Origin of the sequence: Escherichia sp. MOD1-EC5433 (assembly GCF_002966005.1) — a bacterium.
GTDB classification, from domain to species: domain Bacteria; phylum Pseudomonadota; class Gammaproteobacteria; order Enterobacterales; family Enterobacteriaceae; genus Escherichia; species Escherichia ruysiae.
Genome location: NZ_PTRL01000008.1, coordinates 221,743 through 239,389, shown reverse-complemented (window position 1 = coordinate 239,389; position 17,647 = coordinate 221,743). Strand labels below are relative to the sequence as shown.

Genomic DNA, 17,647 nt, shown 5'->3' with positions numbered 1-17,647 from the left:
CGCGTCCGCAGGATAACGACACCTTTACCCGTCTGACCCGTAACGACGAGAAAGATGACTGGCTGAAGCGCGGCGTGCGCAGCGATGCGGCAGATCTCTATCGCCAGCAGGATCTTAACGTCACCCTCGAGCACGATTACTGGGGTTCGAGCGGCACCGGTGGTTACTCCGATCTGAAAGCGCACACTACCATGTTGCAGGTGGATGCTCCGTATTCTGACGGGCGGATGTTCTTTCGCAGTGATTTCGTCAATATGAACGTCGGCAGTTTCTCCACTAATGCCGATGGCAAATGGGATGACAACTGGGGCACCTGTACATTACAGGACTGTAGTGGCAACCGCAGCCAGTCGGACTCCGGTGCCAGCGTGGCGGTCGGCTGGCGAAATGACGTCTGGAGCTGGGATATCGGTACCACGCCGATGGGCTTCAACGTGGTGGATGTGGTCGGCGGCATCAGTTACAGCGATGATATCGGGCCGCTTGGTTACACCGTTAACGCCCACCGTCGGCCTATCTCCAGTTCTTTGCTGGCCTTTGGCGGGCAAAAAGACTCCCCGAGTAATACCGGGAAAAAATGGGGCGGCGTGCGTGCCGACGGTGTGGGGCTAAGTCTGAGCTACGATAAAGGTGAAGCAAACGGTGTCTGGGCATCGCTTAGTGGCGACCAGTTAACAGGTAAAAATGTCGAAGATAACTGGCGTGTGCGCTGGATGACGGGCTATTACTATAAGGTCATCAACCAGAACAATCGCCGCGTCACAATCGGTCTGAACAATATGATCTGGCATTATGACAAAGACCTGAGTGGCTACTCACTCGGTCAGGGCGGTTACTACAGCCCGCAGGAATACCTGTCGTTTGCCATACCGGTGATGTGGCGTGAGCGGACGGAAAACTGGTCGTGGGAGCTGGGCGCGTCTGGCTCGTGGTCGCATTCACGCACCAAAACCATGCCGCGTTATCCGCTGATGAACCTGATCCCGACGGACTGGAAAGAGGATGCCGCCAGCCAGACCAACGCCGGCGGCAGCAGTCAGGGCTTTGGCTACACGGCGCGGGCGTTACTTGAGCGTCGCGTCACGTCCAACTGGTTTGTCGGCACGGCGATTGATATCCAGCAGGCGAAAGATTATGCGCCCAGCCATTTCCTGCTCTACGTGCGGTATTCCGCCGCCGGATGGCAGGGCGACATGGATTTACCGCCGCAGCCGCTGATACCTTACGCCGACTGGTAACGAGGTAGAATCAGAAGGTTAAAACTCGGAAATTATATCCAGTAAATCAGCGTCGAGCATGTTCTCAACGCTGATTTACTGATTACTACTAAAGGAAGGGGTGGCAGGTCGGAATTCAGCCTGCACATGATGTTTTAGAACATCACTTTATGACCATATTGCTCAAGAATCCCTTTCACTCGCTCCATGGTTTCTTTTTTCGGTGGTTTCACACCGTCGAGTTTGTACTCTTCGCCCATCGCCACCCACTTATGTTTGCCTAACTCATGGTAGGGGAGGAGCTCGATTTTTTCGACGTTACCCATATCGCGAGTAAATTCACCGAGGCGATGAGCTGAATCGTCATCGTCAGACCAGCCAGGTACTACGACATAACGTATCCAGACTTTCACATTTTTGTTCGCCAGATATTTAGCAAACTCGAGTGTACGATGGTTGGAAACGCCTACCAGATTCTGGTGGATTTCGTCGTTCATCTGTTTGAGATCGAGCATTACCAGGTCGGTCACTTCCAGAAGTTCATCAATTACTGGATCGTAACGACGAACAAAACCGTTAGTGTCCAGACAGGTATGAATGCCTTCTTTTTTGCAGGCGCGGAACCAGTCGCGAACGAACTCGGCTTGCAGGATTGCTTCACCACCGGATGCGGTAACGCCGCCGCCGGAAGCGTTCATAAAGTGGCGATAGGTCACCACTTCCTTCATTAAATCTTCAACGGTAACTTCTTTACCGCCATGCGTATCCCAGGTGTCGCGGTTATGACAATACAGGCAGCGCATCAGGCAGCCCTGGAAAAAGGTGATAAAGCGAATACCCGGGCCGTCTACGGTTCCACAGGATTCAAAGGAGTGAATGCGACCAATAACTGACATTGCGGTGTTTCTCCAGATGTGGCCCATCTGAGGCCGTGTTGGTGCGCAGCTCGAAGGCTACGTCGAGTCTGTTTTGGCAGTTACCTTAAAGTATAGATAGCTGACAAAAAAGGCTCTCTTGCTAAAAAAGGCCCCACTTTCGTGGAGCCTTTATTGTACGCTTTTTACTGTACGATTTCAGTCAAATCTAATTACATAGACTGAGTGAAGGTACGAGTAATAACGTCCTGCTGCTGTTCTTTAGTCAGCGAGTTGAAACGTACTGCGTAGCCAGATACACGGATGGTCAGCTGCGGATATTTTTCCGGGTTTTCCATCGCATCGAGCAGCATTTCACGGTTCATCACGTTCACGTTCAGGTGCTGACCACCTTCGATGGACGCTTCGTGGTGGAAGTAACCATCCATCAGACCTGCCAGGTTGGTCTTACGAACTTCGTCGTCTTTACCCAGTGCGTTCGGAACGATAGAGAAGGTGTAGGAGATACCATCTTTAGCGTAGGCGAACGGCAGTTTAGCAACGGAAGTCAGAGAAGCTACAGCACCTTTCTGGTCACGACCGTGCATCGGGTTAGCACCCGGTCCGAACGGCGCGCCAGCACGACGACCGTCTGGGGTGTTACCGGTTTTCTTACCATACACAACGTTAGAAGTGATGGTCAGAACAGACTGAGTCGGGATAGCGTCACGGTAGGTGTGCAGTTTCTGAATTTTCTTCATGAAACGTTCTACCAGATCAACAGCCAGGTCATCTACACGCGGATCGTTGTTACCAAACTGCGGGTATTCGCCTTCGATTTCGAAGTCGATAGCCAGACCGTCTTCGTCACGAATCGGTTTAACTTTCGCATATTTGATTGCAGACAGGGAGTCAGCAGCAACGGACAGACCAGCGATACCACACGCCATGGTGCGGATAACGTCACGGTCGTGCAGCGCCATCAGAGAGGCTTCGTAGCTGTACTTGTCGTGCATGTAGTGGATGATGTTCAGTGCAGTGATGTACTGTTTAGCCAGCCAGTCCATGAAGTGATCCATGCGTTCCATCACTTCATCGTAGTTCAGGAGATCGCCTTTGATCGGTTCAGATTTCGGACCAACCTGCATTTTCAGTTTTTCATCAACACCGCCGTTGATTGCGTACAGCATGGTTTTCGCCAGGTTTGCACGCGCACCGAAGAACTGCATTTGCTTACCAACGATCATCGGGCTTACGCAGCAAGCGATAGCGTAGTCATCGTTGTTGAAGTCCGGACGCATCAGGTCATCGTTCTCATACTGCAGAGAAGAGGTGTCGATGGACACTTTAGCGGCGAATTTCTTGAAGTTCAGCGGCAGTTTTTCAGACCACAGAATGGTCATGTTCGGTTCCGGAGACGGACCCATGGTGTACAGGGTGTTCAGGAAACGGAAGCTGTTTTTGGTAACCAGGGTACGACCGTCGAGGCCCATACCACCGATAGATTCGGTTGCCCAGATCGGGTCGCCAGAGAACAGTTCATCGTACTCCGGAGTACGCAGGAAGCGAACCATACGCAGTTTCATGACCAGGTGGTCAACCATTTCCTGCGCTTCTTGTTCGGTGATCTTGCCAGCTTTCAGGTCGCGTTCGATGTACACATCCAGGAAGGTGGAAGTACGACCGAAGGACATTGCAGCACCGTTTTGAGACTTAACAGCAGCCAGGTAGCCGAAGTAAGTCCACTGGATAGCTTCCTGAGCGTTGGTAGCCGGACCAGAGATGTCGTAGCCGTATTTAGCAGCCATTTCTTTCATCTGACCCAGAGCGCGGTGCTGTTCAGCGATTTCTTCGCGCAGACGGATGGTCTGTTCCAGGTTTACGCCGTTTTCCAGATCAGCCTGCAGAGAGGTGAACTGTGCCAGTTTGTCTTTCATCAGGTAGTCGATACCGTACAGCGCAACGCGACGGTAGTCACCGATGATACGACCACGGCCATAAGCATCTGGCAGACCGGTCAGAACACCAGATTTACGGCAACGCAGGATGTCCGGAGTGTAAACGTCGAACACGCCCTGGTTGTGAGTTTTACGGTATTCAGTGAAGATTTTTTTGATCATCGGATCCAGTTCGCGGTTGTACGCTTTGCAGGAACCTTCGATCATTTTGATACCACCGAACGGGATAAGAGCACGTTTCAGCGGAGCTTCAGTCTGCAGACCAACGATTTTCTCAAGCTGCTTGTTGATGTAGCCAGCGTCGTGAGAAGTGATGGTGGAAGCAACAGCGGTGTCAAAGTCAACTGGCGCGTGAGTGCGGTTTTCCAGTTTAACGCCTTCCATTACTTTGTCCCACAGGGAAGTGGTCGCTTCAGTAGCGCCAGCCAGGAAGGACTCGTCACCCTCATACGGAGTGTAGTTTTTCTGAATGAAGTCACGGACGTTTACTTCATTCTGCCAGTCACCTTTGGTAAAACCTTCCCAGGCTGTGGCTAACTTTTCATTAAGCTCGGACATGTAACACCTACCTTCTTAAGTGGATTTTTTATTTACTGCGTACTTCGACAACCATTAATGGTGATCGTTTTCACGCAGGTAAATGACCCAGTATGTCAACCCAACCAACAAACCACCGCCGATAATATTACCGATCGTAACCGGAATCAGGTTATCAGTGATGAAGTTCATCACGGTCAGGTGAGAAAAATTTTCCGGTGCTGAACCGACAGCGGTCCAGAATTCCGGAGATGCGAAGTCGCGGATTACAATACCCATCGGGATCATAAACATGTTTGCGATACTGTGCTCAAAACCGCTGGCAACAAACATCGCGACCGGCAGCACCATGATAAACGCTTTGTCCATCAGGCTGCGGCCAGAATAGCTCATCCATACCGCCAGGCATACCATCAGGTTAGCCAGGATACCGAGGCAAACCGCCTCAATAAAAGTATGGTGCACTTTGTGGTCGGCGGTTTGTAGGACGTTAAGTCCCCATTGACCATTGGCGGTCATATACTCGCCGGAAAGCCACATTAAAAGTACAAATAACAACGCGCCGACCAGGTTGCCAAAATAGACGTTCAGCCAGTTTTTCGCCAACTGGCCCCAGGTGATGCGCCCACTCGCCTTGGCAACAACAATCAACACTGTGGAAGTAAAGAGATCGGCTCCGCAGACAACACAAAGAATCAGCCCCAGAGAGAAGCAAATGCCGCCAACCAGTTTGGCCATACCAAAGGGCATTGTGCCTGTGCCAGTAGTTGCTGTGATATAGAAGACGAATGCGATTGAGATGAAAACACCGGCGGTAATCGCCAGATAGAAAGTCTTAAGCGGATGTTTCGTTGCTTTATAGACACCTGCCTCTTCGGCCACTTTGGCCATTGCTGCAGGAAGTAAAAGATCAAAAGGGTTGTCAGCTTTCACACTAACTCTCTCTTTATTAAGTCGGCGACGAGATACTAACAAAGCATTATAGATGAGAAATTGATATAGATCATATCTCGCCTGGCTTATAGGCCCGTAACTCGCATGGTTTTTATGCAAATACGGAGTAAATATTTGATTATCCAAATAAAAATAAATTTTAAAAATTAACAAATGAGTTGAATTTTTTCCGCATCCTCCGCTAAAACAGTTAATTAAAAGGGAGCAACAGGCAAATAAACTAACAATATCGATCGTATTTATTAAATATAAATTACCGATATTTAACCTTGTAATTACAATTATTTTATTAATGCAAATATATGTAAAGCGGGGCATTAAAAAAACGCCCCGTAATATAACTCAGCCAAATCATTAAGCCTACATTGCGTAGGCTATTTGATTTTATTTTGCCCAGAATGCCGCTTTGGCGCGCTGCAGCTTTTCGTAGGCTTTTAACAACGACTGATGCGCCGCAAATGCGTGCAGATCGCTATCTACCGGTTGCAAGCCATAAAACGCCGCTTCGCCACTCATTGCCGCACTGGCTGCTTCTACCGCATCTGCGCCGTACATACGAACGAAGGCATTCAGATATTGCAGCGGCTGGCGATCTTCTTCCTGCGCCAGCAATAACAATGTTTGCAGGCAGCGATAATAGTTGGCGCGTTCCGGACTGAACACCGATGAGTTAAACTCCATCGTCCATTCAGTCCAGATCAGAGCTTGTTCCATATCGCCGCCAGCCAGTGCCAGCATTGCTTTTAATTCACCGATACGCAGAGTGTACCAGCCGTTATCTGGTCCGGTCGCCAGACCTAACAGCTCACGCACGCGGGTAAAGTCGTCAAAACCTTCTTCATCCAGTTGCTCGATGAGGTTCAGGTAATCTTCTTTTTCCCACTCACTGCCTGGTAACGAAAGGATCGTTTCACGTAAATGGCTGCCCATACTGTTATTTGCCAGCCACAGATCTTCCGCCGGATAAATATCGGACATACCCGGCACGATAATGCGGCAAGCATAAACGCCCAGATGCTCGTAATCGGCAATATAAACTTCTTTATCCTCTTTGTTGAAGATAGCCATCAGCGTGGCAAACTCTTCTTCAGTGGTGCCAGAGAAATTCCAGTCCACAAACGGATAATCGGCATCTTGTTTGAAAAGATCCCAGGAGATCAAACCGCTGGAATCGATAAAGTGCGTTTCGAGGTTAGTATGTTCGGCGACTTCTTCATCATCGAAGGTCGGCGGAGTAAACACATCCAGATCCTTCAGGCCACGACCTTGCAGCAGCTCGGTCACGGTACGTTCCAGTGCAACGCCAAAATCAGGATGCGCGCCGAAGGAGGCAAAACAAGTGCCATTGGTCGGGTTGAACAGTACGACGCAGATCACGGGATACTGACCGCCAAGCGAGCCGTCATAAGCAAAGATTGGGAAACCTTCCGCTTCCAGTGTTTCGATCGCTTCAACTACAGCCGGATAACGTGCAAGCACATCTGCCGGGATCTCCGGCAAGCTGATGCTTTCAGCAATAATGCGGTTTTTCACGTAGCGTTCGAAAACTTCGGACAATCCCTGAACGCGCGCTTCGTTGCGGGTATTACCGGCGGACATACCGTTGGAAACGTACAGGTTACCGATAATATTCATCGGAATATAAACGGTCTGATTGTCAGACTGGCGCGTAAACGGCAGGCCACATATACCGCGATCTTCATTACCGGATTGCAGATCAATCAGCATACTGCCGGTCAGTTCATTTTCCGGGTCGTAAAATGCGCGCAGACGGTCATCGAGCAGGCCTTCCGGCACGTCATCGCTTTCTGTCAGTGGGAACCATTTTTCGTTGGGATAATGCACGAACGGACCATTGGCGATAGTTTCACCCAGCCAGAAATCAGCAAAAAAGTAGTTGGTTGAGAGACGCTCGAAATATTCGCCCAGGGCAGAAGCCAGCGCCGCTTTTTTGGTTGCGCCTTTACCGTTGGTAAAACACAGTGCGCACTCTTTGTCGCGAATATGTACAGACCAGACGTTAGGCACTGGATTCAGCCAGGAAGCTTCTTCAATCTGAAAACCGAGGTCGGAGAGTTTTTGCTGGAAGCGAGCGATGGAATCTTCCAGGGCGGCATCTTTGCCGGGGATAAATGTTTGTGTCATGAAAATCACTTTAGTCGTACGGAAAGCGCGCAATAATACGGGTTTTATCTCAAAGGCGCTATCACCGCCGCCACGCCGGTGAACTGTTGACTATGCTTTTAGCGGATAAATTACGATAAGAGCATAAAAATGAAGGCGTTCGATCTCCACCGTATGGCATTCGATAAAGTGCCGCTGGATTTTCTTGGCGAAGTCGCTCTACGGAGCCTCTATACCTTTGTTCTGGTCTTTCTGTTTCTAAAAATGACAGGAAGGCGTGGAGTACGGCAAATGTCGCTATTTGAAGTGTTAATCATTCTGACGCTGGGGTCAGCTGCAGGGGATGTGGCGTTTTACGACGATGTGCCGATGATCCCGGTGCTTATCGTCTTCATTACCCTGGCGTTGTTATACCGCCTGGTGATGTGGCTGATGGCGCACAGTGAGAAACTGGAAGATCTGCTGGAAGGCAAGCCGGTTGTCATTATTGAAGATGGCGAACTGGCCTGGTCGAAACTGAATAACTCCAACATGACGGAATTTGAGTTTTTTATGGAGCTGCGACTGCGTGGTGTGGAACAACTTGGACAGGTACGCCTGGCTATTCTTGAAACCAACGGTGAAATCAGCGTCTATTTCTTTGAAGATGACAAGGTGAAGCCGGGGTTGCTTATTTTACCCAGTGATTGTACCCAACGTTATAAAGTGGTGCCGGAGTCGGCGGACTATGCCTGCATCCGTTGCAGTGAAATCATTCACATGAACGCGGGTGAAAAACAATTATGTCCGCGCTGTGCAAATCCAGAATGGACGAAGGCAAGTCGGGTAAAACGGGTGACCTGACAGCAAAAACATCGGTTTTTTGACAATGATTCGAGATTTTATATTGTGTGACGCGTGCCGCATTTTTGCGCGCAACGGTTTTACCCATTGCGATGCGTGTCACTGAATGATAAAACCGATAGCCACAGGAATAACGTATTACCTGCGGTCGCAATCGATTGACCGGGGGTTAATAGCAACGCAACGTGGTGAGGGGAAATGGCTCAAATCTTCAATTTTAGTTCTGGTCCGGCAATGTTACCGGCAGAGGTGCTTAAACAGGCTCAACAGGAACTGCGCGACTGGAACGGTCTTGGCACGTCGGTGATGGAAGTGAGCCACCGTGGCAAAGAGTTCATTCAGGTTGCAGAGGAAGCCGAGAAGGATTTTCGCGATCTTCTTAACGTCCCCTCCAACTACAAAGTATTATTCTGCCACGGCGGCGGTCGCGGTCAGTTTGCTGCTGTACCTCTGAATATTCTTGGTGATAAAACCACAGCAGATTATGTTGATGCAGGCTACTGGGCGGCAAGCGCCATCAAAGAAGCGAAAAAATACTGCACGCCAAATGTGTTTGACGCCAAAGTGACTGTTGATGGCCTGCGCGCGGTTAAGCCAATGCGTGAATGGCAACTCTCTGATAATGCTGCTTATATGCATTACTGCCCGAATGAAACCATCGACGGTATCGCCATCGACGAAACGCCAGACTTCGGTAAAGATGTGGTGGTCGCTGCCGACTTCTCTTCAACGATTCTTTCCCGTCCGATTGATGTCAGCCGTTACGGCGTGATTTACGCTGGTGCGCAGAAAAATATCGGCCCGGCTGGCCTGACGATCGTTATTGTTCGCGAAGACTTGCTGGGTAAAGCAAATATCGCCTGCCCGTCGATTCTGGATTATTCCATCCTCAACGATAACGACTCCATGTTTAACACACCGCCTACGTTTGCCTGGTACTTATCTGGCCTGGTCTTCAAATGGCTAAAAGCGAACGGTGGTGTGGCTGCAATGGATAATATCAATCAGCAAAAAGCAGAACTGCTGTATGGCGTGATTGATAACAGCGATTTCTACCGTAATGATGTGGCGAAAGCTAACCGTTCGCGGATGAACGTGCCGTTCCAGTTGGCGGACAGTGCGCTCGACAAATTGTTCCTTGAAGAGTCTTTTGCGGCTGGCCTTCATGCGCTGAAAGGTCATCGTGTTGTCGGCGGAATGCGCGCGTCTATTTATAACGCGATGCCGCTGGAAGGTGTTAAAGCTCTGACAGACTTCATGGTTGAGTTCGAACGCCGTCACGGCTAATGCCGAAATTTTGCTTAATCCCCACAGCCAGCCTGTGGGGTTTTTATTTCTGTTGTAGAGAGTTGAGTTCATGGAATCCCTGACGTTACACCCCATCGCCCGTGTCGATGGCACTATTAATCTGCCTGGTTCCAAGAGCGTTTCTAACCGCGCTTTATTGCTGGCGGCATTAGCACACGGCAAAACAGTATTAACCAATCTGCTGGATAGCGATGATGTTCGTCATATGCTGAATGCGTTGCAGGCATTGGGGGTGAGCTATACGCTTTCTGCCGATCGTACGCGCTGCGAAATCATCGGTAACGGCGGTCCATTAGACGCAGAAAATGCGCTGGAGTTGTTCCTTGGTAATGCGGGCACTGCGATGCGCCCGCTGGCGGCAGCACTTTGTCTGGGAAGTAATGATATTGTCCTGACTGGTGAGCCTCGTATGAAAGAGCGCCCGATCGGTCATCTGGTGGATGCGCTGCTCCAGGGCGGGGCGAAAATTACTTACCTGGAACAAGAAAACTACCCACCGCTGCGTTTACAGGGTGGTTTTGTGGGGGGCAACGTAGAAGTTGATGGCTCCGTTTCCAGCCAGTTCCTTACCGCACTGTTAATGACCGCGCCGCTTGCGCCGGAAGATACGGTTATTCGTATTAAAGGTGAACTGGTTTCTAAACCTTATATCGACATCACGCTCAACCTGATGAAGACGTTTGGTGTTGAAATTGAAAATCAGCACTATCAAAAATTTGTCGTAAAAGGCGGGCAGTCTTATCAGTCACCGGGGACTTATTTGGTAGAAGGCGATGCCTCCTCTGCGTCTTACTTCCTTGCCGCAGCAGCGATCAAAGGTGGCACTGTAAAAGTGACCGGCATTGGACGCAACAGTATGCAGGGTGATATTCGCTTTGCTGATGTGCTGGAAAAAATGGGGGCGGCCATTAGCTGGGGCGATGATTATATTTCCTGCACTCGTGGTGAACTGAACGCTATCGATATGGATATGAACCATATTCCCGATGCGGCGATGACTATCGCGACGGCGGCGCTGTTTGCGAAAGGCACCACAACGCTGCGTAATATTTATAACTGGCGCGTTAAAGAGACGGATCGTCTTTTTGCGATGGCGACTGAACTGCGAAAAGTGGGGGCTGAAGTGGAAGAGGGGCATGACTTCATTCGCATTACGCCGCCGGAAAAACTGAACTTTGCCGAGATCGCCACTTATAACGATCACCGCATGGCGATGTGTTTCTCGCTGGTGGCCTTGTCAGATACGCCGGTGACGATTCTTGACCCAAAATGTACGGCCAAAACATTTCCGGATTATTTCGAGCAACTGGCGCGGATTAGCCAGGCAGCCTGAATGAAGAACGGGCAATAAATAGCCAAATCTTTCTTTATCAAAACGTCGGCGCATTGTCGGCGTTTTTTTTCGGACATTGTGAACCATTTTTATTGATGGTAGCGTTAACTGTCAATGTAAGTTGTTGATACATAATATTTATATATGATTAATCAACGGATGATTCACATGAAGAATACTAAATTACTGCTGGCGATTGCGACCTCTGCAGCATTACTGACAGGGTGTCAAAATACCCACGGTATTGATACCAATATGGCTATCAGCTCCGGTTTAAATGCATATAAAGCAGCAACGTTAAGCGATGCCGATGCAAAAGCGATTGCCAATCAGGGCTGTGCCGAAATGGACAGCGGCAATCAAGTCGCAAGTAAATCCAGCAAGTACGGTAAACGTCTGGCAAAAATCGCCAAAGCATTGGGTAACAATATTAACGGCACGCCGGTCAACTATAAGGTTTATATGACCAGCGACGTCAACGCATGGGCGATGGCGAACGGCTGTGTTCGTGTCTACAGTGGCCTGATGGACATGATGAACGACAACGAAATTGAAGGGGTTCTGGGTCATGAACTGGGGCACGTTGCGTTGGGTCACTCGCTGGCTGAAATGAAAGCCTCTTATGCGATCGTTGCCGCACGTGATGCTATTTCCGCCACCAGCGGTGTTGCTTCCCAGCTTTCCCGTTCACAATTAGGTGATATCGCAGAAGGCGCTATCAATGCTAAATACTCCCGCGATAAAGAGTCTGAAGCAGATGATTTCTCCTTTGATCTGCTGAAGAAACGTGGCATCAGCACCCAGGGACTGGTCGGTAGCTTTGAAAAACTGGCTAGCCTGGATGGCGGTCGTACCCAGTCCATGTTTGACTCTCACCCACCATCAACAGAGCGTGCGCAACATATCCGTGATCGTATCGCCTCTGGTAAGTAAATCATTGTCATCTTTCGGGCTGGTCTTCTGCCAGCCCGCTATAATTGCGCAATAAATCCCCATCTGAATACAGACAAAACTGGTTTTTGCACACAACGTTAACGATTTGTGGCGCCGACGCGTATAATGCGCGCGGTTATGTTAACGGTACGCCTGTTTTAAGGAGATAAAGATGACGGCAATTGCCCCGGTTATTACCATTGATGGCCCAAGCGGTGCAGGGAAAGGCACCTTGTGTAAGGCTATGGCGGAAGCGTTGCAATGGCATCTGCTGGACTCGGGTGCAATTTATCGCGTACTGGCGCTGGCGGCATTACATCACCATGTTGATGTGGCGTCAGAAGACGCTCTGGTGCCGCTGGCATCCCACCTGGATGTACGTTTTGTGTCGACCAATGGCAATCTGGAAGTGATCCTCGAAGGGGAAGATGTCAGCGGTGAAATTCGTACTCAGGAAGTGGCGAATGCCGCTTCACAAGTCGCCGCATTTCCTCGTGTTCGTGAAGCATTATTGCGTCGCCAACGTGCGTTTCGTGAATTGCCAGGCCTGATTGCCGATGGTCGCGACATGGGAACAGTTGTATTCCCTGATGCGCCAGTGAAAATTTTCCTTGACGCCTCTTCGGAAGAACGTGCGCATCGCCGAATGCTACAGTTGCAGGAGAAGGGCTTTAGTGTTAACTTTGAACGCCTTTTGGCCGAGATCAAAGAACGCGATGACCGCGATCGTAATCGTGCGGTAGCGCCTCTGGTTCCGGCAGCCGATGCTTTAGTGTTGGATTCCACCACCTTAAGCATTGAGCAAGTAATTGAAAAAGCGTTACACTACGCGCGCCAAAAATTGGCTCTCGCATAAGCGACCGAATTTGCAGTACCCCCGTTGCAATGGAATGACAGCGGGTATGTTAAACAACCCCATCCGGCACGGAGCCAGGTGGACGTTAAATATAAACCTGAAGATTAAACATGACTGAATCTTTTGCTCAACTCTTTGAAGAGTCCTTAAAAGAAATCGAAACCCGCCCGGGTTCTATCGTTCGTGGCGTTGTTGTTGCTATCGACAAAGACGTAGTACTGGTTGACGCTGGTCTGAAATCTGAGTCTGCCATCCCGGCTGAGCAGTTCAAAAACGCCCAGGGCGAGCTGGAAATCCAGGTAGGTGACGAAGTTGACGTTGCTCTGGACGCAGTAGAAGACGGCTTCGGTGAAACTCTGCTGTCCCGTGAGAAAGCTAAACGTCACGAAGCCTGGATCACGCTGGAAAAAGCTTACGAAGATGCTGAAACTGTTACCGGTGTTATCAACGGCAAAGTTAAGGGCGGCTTCACTGTTGAGCTGAACGGTATTCGTGCGTTCCTGCCAGGTTCTCTGGTAGACGTTCGTCCGGTGCGTGACACTCTGCACCTGGAAGGCAAAGAGCTTGAATTCAAAGTAATCAAGCTGGATCAGAAGCGCAACAACGTTGTTGTTTCTCGTCGTGCCGTTATCGAATCCGAAAACAGCGCAGAGCGCGATCAGCTGCTGGAAAACCTGCAGGAAGGCATGGAAGTTAAAGGTATCGTTAAGAACCTCACTGACTACGGTGCATTCGTTGATCTGGGCGGCGTTGACGGCCTGCTGCACATCACTGACATGGCCTGGAAACGCGTTAAGCATCCGAGCGAAATCGTCAACGTGGGCGACGAAATCACTGTTAAAGTGCTGAAGTTCGACCGCGAACGTACCCGTGTATCCCTGGGCCTGAAACAGCTGGGCGAAGATCCGTGGGTAGCTATCGCTAAACGTTATCCGGAAGGTACTAAACTGACTGGTCGCGTGACCAACCTGACCGACTACGGCTGCTTCGTTGAAATCGAAGAAGGCGTTGAAGGCCTGGTACACGTTTCCGAAATGGATTGGACCAACAAAAACATCCACCCGTCTAAAGTTGTTAACGTTGGCGATGTAGTGGAAGTTATGGTTCTGGATATCGACGAAGAACGTCGTCGTATCTCCCTGGGTCTGAAACAGTGCAAAGCTAACCCGTGGCAGCAGTTCGCGGAAACCCACAACAAGGGCGACCGTGTTGAAGGTAAAATCAAGTCTATCACTGACTTCGGTATCTTCATCGGCCTGGACGGCGGCATCGACGGCCTGGTTCACCTGTCTGACATCTCCTGGAACGTTGCAGGCGAAGAAGCAGTTCGTGAATACAAAAAAGGCGACGAAATCGCTGCAGTTGTTCTGCAAGTTGACGCAGAACGTGAACGTATCTCCCTGGGCGTTAAACAGCTCGCAGAAGATCCGTTCAACAACTGGGTTGCTCTGAACAAGAAAGGCGCTATCGTAACTGGTAAAGTAACTGCAGTTGACGCTAAAGGCGCAACCGTAGAACTGGCTGACGGCGTTGAAGGTTACCTGCGTGCTTCTGAAGCATCCCGTGACCGCGTTGAAGACGCTACCCTGGTTCTGAGCGTTGGCGACGAAGTTGAAGCTAAATTCACCGGCGTTGATCGTAAAAACCGCGCAATCAGCCTGTCTGTTCGTGCGAAAGACGAAGCTGACGAGAAAGATGCAATCGCAACTGTTAACAAACAGGAAGATGCAAACTTCTCCAACAACGCAATGGCTGAAGCTTTCAAAGCAGCTAAAGGCGAGTAATTCTCTGACTCTTCGGGATTTTTATTCCGAAGTTTGTTGAGTTTACTTGACAGATTGCAGGTTTCGTCCTGTAATCAAGCACTAAGGGCGGCTACGGCCGCCCTTAATCAATGCAGCAACAGCAGCCGCTTAATTTGCCTTTAAGGAACCGGAGGAATCATGACCAAGTCAGAATTGATAGAAAGACTTGCCACCCAGCAATCGCACATTCCCGCTAAGACGGTTGAAGATGCAGTAAAAGAGATGCTGGAGCATATGGCCTCGACTCTTGCGCAGGGCGAGCGTATTGAAATCCGCGGTTTCGGCAGTTTCTCTTTGCACTACCGCGCACCACGTACCGGACGTAATCCGAAGACTGGCGATAAAGTAGAACTGGAAGGAAAATACGTTCCTCACTTTAAACCAGGAAAAGAACTGCGCGATCGCGCCAATATTTACGGTTAAGTTTTCACTCAAACTTGAACGCGAGAAAAGCACCTGTCGGGTGCTTTTTTCATTTCTGTAATCTGGAACTGGAAGCTGCCTCGCAGCGTTTTGTGTAGTTTTCACATTCCCGTTAAATTCTTCTGAACCTGTCTCGGGGAACGCAAAACTCCCGCCAGACAACCGTTCAACAAAGTTGCACACTTTCCGAAAACAGGGAGGGGTGCATGAAAATAACGACAGTTGGCGTATGCATTATTTGCGGAATTTTTCCGCTGCTGATTTTGCCACAATTGCCTGGGACATTAACCCTTGCGAGTCTGACCGTCTTCGCCTGCGTACTGGCATTTATTCCTGTTAAAGCCGTTCGTTATTTCACGCTGACATTGCTGTTTTTCCTTTGGGGCATATTGGCGGCAAAGCAAATTTTGTGGGCAGGAGAAAACTTAACTGGCGCGACGCAGGATGCAATTGTCGAGATTACTGCTACTGACGGCATAACCACTCATTACGCTCAAATTACCCATCTACAAGGTCGACGTCTTTTCCCTGCGCCAGGCATTGTGCTGTATGGCGAGTATCTGCCACAAGTGGTTTGTGCCGGACAACAATGGTCAATGAAACTCAGAGTTCGTGCGGTTCACGGTCAGCTTAATGATGGTGGCTTTGACAGCCAGCGTTATGCTATTGCCCAGCACCAGCCTCTAACCGGGCGTTTTCTTCAGGCAAGAATCATTGAACCGGGGTGTAGTCTGCGGGCGCAATATCTGGCCTCTTTGCAAACGACCCTGCAACCTTATCTGTGGAAAGCGGTGATTCTTGGCTTAGGTATGGGTGAACGGTTATCTGTGCCCAAAGAAATCAAAGATATTATGCGCAATACTGGTACAGCGCATTTAATGGCGATATCGGGATTGCACATCGCTTTTGCGGCGTTGCTGGCAGCCGGGCTCATTCGCGGTGGGCAAATTTTCCTCCCTGGTCATTGGATCCACTGGCAGATGCCATTAATTGGCGGAATTTTCTGTGCCGCTTTTTATGCCTGGTTGACTGGTATGCAACCTCCGGCACTGCGTACCATCGTGGCGCTTGCAACGTGGGGAATGCTCAAGTTAAGTGGGCGACAATGGAGTGGCTGGGATGTCTGGTTATGCTGCCTTGCGGCAATATTGCTAATGGATCCTGTTGCCATCCTTTCACAAAGTTTGTGGCTCTCTGCTGCAGCGGTGGCGGCGCTGATTTTTTGGTATCAGTGGTTTCCCTGTCCGGTCTGGTCGCTGCCGCCAGTATTGCGCGCTATTGTTTCCTTCATCCATCTGCAACTGGGAATAACGCTTCTGCTCATGCCAGTGCAAATAGTCATATTTCATGGCATTAGTCTGACCTCGTTTATAGCAAATTTGTTCGCTATTCCCTTAGTGACATTTATCACGGTTCCGTTGATTCTCGCCGCGATGATAGTGCATTTAAGCGGACCATTAATCGTGGAACAAGGATTATGGTTTCTGGCCGACAGATCTTTGGCTTTACTTTTCTGGTTGTTAAAGAGCTTGCCAGAAGGATGGGTCAACGTTGCTGAACGTTGGCAATGGCTATCATTTTCTCCCTGGTTATTACTGGTAGGATGGCGACTAAACGCATGGCGAACGTTGCCTGCGCTGTGCGTGGCTGGAGGCATTATGATGTGTTGTCCACTGTGGCAAAAAACACGGTCTGACGAGTGGCAGGTGTATATGCTTGATGTCGGGCAAGGGCTGGCAATGGTGATTGCGCGAAACGGCAAAGCGATTCTCTATGATACGGGCCTCGCCTGGCCAGAAGGTGACAGCGGGCAACAACTGATTGTCCCCTGGCTACGCTGGCATAACCTTGAACCGGAAGGCGTCATTCTGAGTCATGAACATCTGGATCATCGGGGAGGGCTGGACTCGATATTACGTGTCTGGCCGACGTTATGGGTCAGAAGCCCTTTAAACTGGGAACATCATCAGCCCTGTGTGCGCGGTGAAGCGTGGCAGTGGCAAGGATTACGTTTTAGCGCACACTGGCCTTTACAAGGTAGCAACGATAAAGGAAATAACCATTCCTGTGTGGTTAAGGTTGATGACGGAACGTATAGCATTCTTTTAACCGGTGATATTGAAGCACTCGCTGAACAAAAAATGCTAAGTCGTTACTGGCAACACGTGCAGGCAACATTACTTCAGGTGCCCCATCATGGCAGTAATACCTCATCATCATTGCCATTAATTCAGCGTGTGAATGGAAAAGTGGCACTGGCATCGGCATCGCGCTATAACGCATGGCGACTACCCTCCAGCAAAGTTAAAATACGCTATGAACTTCAGGGATATCAATGGGTTGATACCTCGCATCAGGGGCAAATAACCGTCGATTTTTCAGCGCAAGGCTGGCAGGTACGCAGCCTAAGGGAGCAAATTTTACCTCGTTGGTATCATCAGTGGTTTGGCGTGCCAGTGGATAACGGGTAGAATATGCGGCTATTTCAACAAATGCTGGTTT

13 protein-coding genes are annotated in these 17,647 nt (G+C 49.8%); 9 read left to right on the top strand and 4 right to left on the bottom strand.

Features of this window, described 5'->3' with window-relative positions; translation table 11 throughout:
* Positions 1–1,238, top strand: a 1,238-nt coding sequence (gene bcsC, locus C3D30_RS17110) for a cellulose synthase complex outer membrane protein BcsC (protein ID WP_105287167.1), incomplete at its 5' end; no start/stop codon positions are given.
* 134 nt (positions 1,239–1,372) lie between these two features.
* Here the strand turns inward: bcsC and pflA are convergent.
* From pflA to ycaO, 4 genes are all read right to left on the bottom strand, one after another.
* Positions 1,373–2,113 (bottom strand): pyruvate formate lyase 1-activating protein, encoded by a 741-nt coding sequence (pflA, locus tag C3D30_RS17105; protein WP_000111043.1) that lies wholly within the window; start codon positions 2,111–2,113, stop codon positions 1,373–1,375.
* A gap of 191 nt (positions 2,114–2,304) precedes the next feature.
* A complete protein-coding gene (gene pflB / locus C3D30_RS17100) occupies positions 2,305–4,587 on the bottom strand; it encodes a formate C-acetyltransferase (protein ID WP_001292807.1) in 2,283 nt (760 codons plus the stop codon).
* A gap of 54 nt (positions 4,588–4,641) precedes the next feature.
* The gene (gene focA, locus C3D30_RS17095) at positions 4,642–5,499 is read right to left on the bottom strand and encodes a formate transporter FocA (protein ID WP_000642546.1); all 858 of its coding nucleotides are present in this window, start codon (positions 5,497–5,499) and stop codon (positions 4,642–4,644) included.
* A 405-nt stretch (positions 5,500–5,904) separates the two neighbouring features.
* Complete coding sequence (ycaO, locus tag C3D30_RS17090; RefSeq protein WP_105282694.1) at positions 5,905–7,665, bottom strand: 30S ribosomal protein S12 methylthiotransferase accessory factor YcaO; 1,761 nt, start codon at positions 7,663–7,665, stop codon at positions 5,905–5,907.
* 129 nt (positions 7,666–7,794) lie between these two features.
* Here ycaO and C3D30_RS17085 point away from each other — a divergent pair, with 129 nt between their 5' ends.
* The 8 genes from C3D30_RS17085 (at position 7,795) to C3D30_RS17050 (ending at position 17,616) form a co-directional block, all read left to right on the top strand.
* Positions 7,795–8,487 carry a DUF421 domain-containing protein gene (locus C3D30_RS17085; protein ID WP_000642858.1) on the top strand — a complete coding sequence of 231 codons (693 nt, stop codon included), beginning with the start codon at positions 7,795–7,797 and terminating at the stop codon, positions 8,485–8,487.
* Between the two features lie 198 nt (positions 8,488–8,685).
* On the top strand, positions 8,686–9,774 hold the full coding sequence (gene serC, locus C3D30_RS17080) for a 3-phosphoserine/phosphohydroxythreonine transaminase (protein ID WP_000057144.1): 1,089 nt from the start codon (positions 8,686–8,688) through the stop codon (positions 9,772–9,774).
* 70 nt (positions 9,775–9,844) lie between these two features.
* The gene (aroA, locus tag C3D30_RS17075; RefSeq protein ID WP_000445175.1) at positions 9,845–11,128 is read left to right on the top strand and encodes a 3-phosphoshikimate 1-carboxyvinyltransferase; all 1,284 of its coding nucleotides are present in this window, start codon (positions 9,845–9,847) and stop codon (positions 11,126–11,128) included.
* A gap of 168 nt (positions 11,129–11,296) precedes the next feature.
* Positions 11,297–12,061 carry a metallopeptidase YcaL gene (ycaL, locus tag C3D30_RS17070; RefSeq protein WP_001295345.1) on the top strand — a complete coding sequence of 255 codons (765 nt, stop codon included), beginning with the start codon at positions 11,297–11,299 and terminating at the stop codon, positions 12,059–12,061.
* A gap of 172 nt (positions 12,062–12,233) precedes the next feature.
* A complete protein-coding gene (gene cmk / locus C3D30_RS17065; protein WP_000125014.1) occupies positions 12,234–12,917 on the top strand; it encodes a (d)CMP kinase in 684 nt (227 codons plus the stop codon).
* A 110-nt stretch (positions 12,918–13,027) separates the two neighbouring features.
* Complete coding sequence (rpsA, locus tag C3D30_RS17060) at positions 13,028–14,701, top strand: 30S ribosomal protein S1 (protein WP_000140327.1); 1,674 nt, start codon at positions 13,028–13,030, stop codon at positions 14,699–14,701.
* Between the two features lie 159 nt (positions 14,702–14,860).
* Positions 14,861–15,145 carry an integration host factor subunit beta gene (gene ihfB / locus C3D30_RS17055; protein WP_000167336.1) on the top strand — a complete coding sequence of 95 codons (285 nt, stop codon included), beginning with the start codon at positions 14,861–14,863 and terminating at the stop codon, positions 15,143–15,145.
* A 206-nt stretch (positions 15,146–15,351) separates the two neighbouring features.
* On the top strand, positions 15,352–17,616 hold the full coding sequence (locus tag C3D30_RS17050; RefSeq protein WP_105287166.1) for a ComEC family protein: 2,265 nt from the start codon (positions 15,352–15,354) through the stop codon (positions 17,614–17,616).
* Positions 17,617–17,647 lie beyond the last annotated feature (31 nt).